Origin of the sequence: Pararhodobacter sp. (assembly GCF_034676075.1) — a bacterium.
GTDB lineage: Bacteria > Pseudomonadota > Alphaproteobacteria > Rhodobacterales > Rhodobacteraceae > Pararhodobacter.
On sequence record NZ_JAUCCQ010000226.1, the window covers coordinates 1 to 2388 of the forward strand.

2 protein-coding genes are annotated in these 2388 nt (G+C 70.1%); one reads left to right on the forward strand and one right to left on the reverse strand.

From position 1 onward, the window contains the following. Positions 1-95 precede the first annotated feature (95 nt). Complete coding sequence (locus VDQ18_RS23455) at positions 96-872, reverse strand: DUF3445 domain-containing protein (protein ID WP_323023269.1); 777 nt, start codon at positions 870-872, stop codon at positions 96-98. A gap of 81 nt (positions 873-953) precedes the next feature. Here VDQ18_RS23455 and dddP point away from each other — a divergent pair, with 81 nt between their 5' ends. After that, on the forward strand, positions 954-2288 hold the full coding sequence (dddP, locus tag VDQ18_RS23460) for a dimethylsulfonioproprionate lyase DddP (RefSeq protein WP_323023270.1): 1335 nt from the start codon (positions 954-956) through the stop codon (positions 2286-2288). Positions 2289-2388: the final 100 nt, after the last annotated feature.

Consider the following 2388-nt stretch of genomic DNA (forward strand, 5'->3'; position numbering starts at 1 on the left):
GGGGCGTGCCCCCCTTTGGGCAGGGGGTGCGGGGGGCGGCAGCCCCCCGCCCTTTGCGGTCTCTGGGCTCGGCAGCCCCCCGTATGACCCGGCCTCTACCGTGGCCTAGCCGAAAAGGCCGTCTCTTCCTCGGCCGTTAGCGTTTCGCGCGCCACGACATAGGTGTGGATCGAGAAGATCACCGCCTGCGTCCGGGGCAGCCGCATCAGCCCCTGCCGTTCGCTGCGGATGAAGCCGCGGCGGCCTTGGGGCTTTTCCCGCCGGTTGGCCTCGGACCGCGGCTGGTAGAGCGAGGGATCGACGTAATCGAGCACATTCGCCCGCCAGAGCGGTTGCTCCACCCGCACCGCGTCGAACAGGCGCTGCACGCGGGCCGCCAAGCCGTCGTCATAGACCTCGACCGGGCGGTGGATGCCGGGCAGGCCGCGGCCCAGCTTCTCGGCCAGCGTCCAGCTGGCGGGAAAGCAGAGCACGGCGGCGGTCAGCACGTGATGCCCCTCGGGCCCCGCCTCCATGACGCAGAGGTCCTCCTGCACCAGCTGGCCGAGCCGGGCGAGCGCCGGGCCGCCATCCGCCACCAGCCGCCCGTCCGGGCAGCGCCAGGCCGCGCCCGCGCGCGTGAAACCAAGCCCCGGCAACCGCGCCTCGACCGCCTCGGCCAGCTCCGCCACCGCGGGATCCGAGCCGGGCAGGGCGCCGATCACCGCCCCGGGCTCGCTGGCGATCAGCCGCGCGCGCTCGGCCATCTGCCCCGCATAAGCCTCGTCCACCCGCAGCCAATCCGCCGGATCCATCGGCAGGATGCCTGGCAGCCGGGTCAGGCGCGGGTCCATCCAGACCTTGAAGGGCAGGGAATCGTGCAAAATCGCCATGGGATCGGGGCTCCGGGTCGCGTTCAGGCCAGACCCGCCCCCGGCCCCGCGCGAGGCTTCCCGGGGACAGGAGGCGCGACGATGGACCACTACCGAGACCGGCGCAAGATCGACCCCGGCCGGGGCGCGACCCTGGGCGACGGCAGCCCCAACGACAACGACCGGGTGGAGATCGGGCCGACCCAGCTGGCCTTCCGCGAATGGCAGGCGGCGGGGCTGGCGCTGCCGGACCTCTCGCGGATGCGGCGCTACCGGCTGGACCGGCTGGTGGCGGCCCTGCAGGCGCGGGACATGGGCGGGCTCCTGCTCTTCGACCCGCTGAACATCCGCTATGCGACCGACACGACCAACATGCAGCTCTGGAACAGCCACAACCCGTTCCGCGCCTGCCTGATCTGCGCCGACGGGCATATGGTGGTCTGGGAATACAAGCAATCGCCGTTTCTGGTGACCTTCAACCCGCTGGTGGCGGAACTGAGGCACGGGGCCTCCTTCTTCTACGCCGTGACCGGGGACAAGGGCGAGGATGCCGCGCGGGGCTTCGCGGGCCAGGTCGACGAGGTGATGCGGGCCCACGCCGGGGCGAACCGGCGGCTCGCGGTCGACAAGATCATGGTCGCGGGGCTCAGGGCGCTGGAACGCGCGGGCTTCGAGGTGCTGGAAGGCGAGGAGGTGACCGAACGCACCCGCGCCGTGAAGGGCCCGGACGAGATCCTGGCCATGCGCTGCGCCCACCATGCCTGCGAGGCGGCGATGGCCGAGATGGAGGCCTTCGCCCGGGCCGAGATCCCGAAAGGCGGGGTCAGCGAGGACGATGTCTGGGCCGAATTGCACCGCGGCAACATCCGCCGCGGCGGCGAATGGATCGAGACGCGGCTCCTGGCCTCGGGGCCCCGGACCAATCCGTGGTTTCAGGAATGCGGGCCGCGGATCATCCAGCCGGACGAGATCGTGGCTTTCGATACCGACCTGATCGGCTGCTACGGCATCTGTATCGACATCAGCCGCACCTGGTGGGTGGGCGCGGGGCGGCCGACCAACGCCATGGTCTCGGCCATGCACCACGCGATGGACCATATCCGCACCAATATGGCGATGCTGAAACCCGGCGTTGCGATCGAGGAGCTGGTGCGGGGCGGGCATCAGCTGGCACCGGAATACTGGGCGCAGAAATATTCCTGCAAGATGCATGGCGTCGGGCTCTGCGATGAATGGCCCTATGTGCCCTATCCAGACGGCTGGGTGCCGGGCGCCTTCGACGCCGTGCTGGAACCCGGCATGGTGCTCTGCGTCGAGGCGCTGGTCTCGCCCGAGGGCGGGGATTTCTCGATCAAGCTCGAGGAACAGGTGCTGATCACCGAGACGGGGTATGAGAACCTGACGCGGTATCCGTTTGATCCGTCTCTGTTGGGGTAAGCGCGCGCCAGCCGGGCGAAGGCGGGGGGGCAGGCCCCCCGCGCCCCCCCCGCCAAAGGGGGTTTTCCACCCCCTTTGGAAACCCCCGAGGATATTTAGA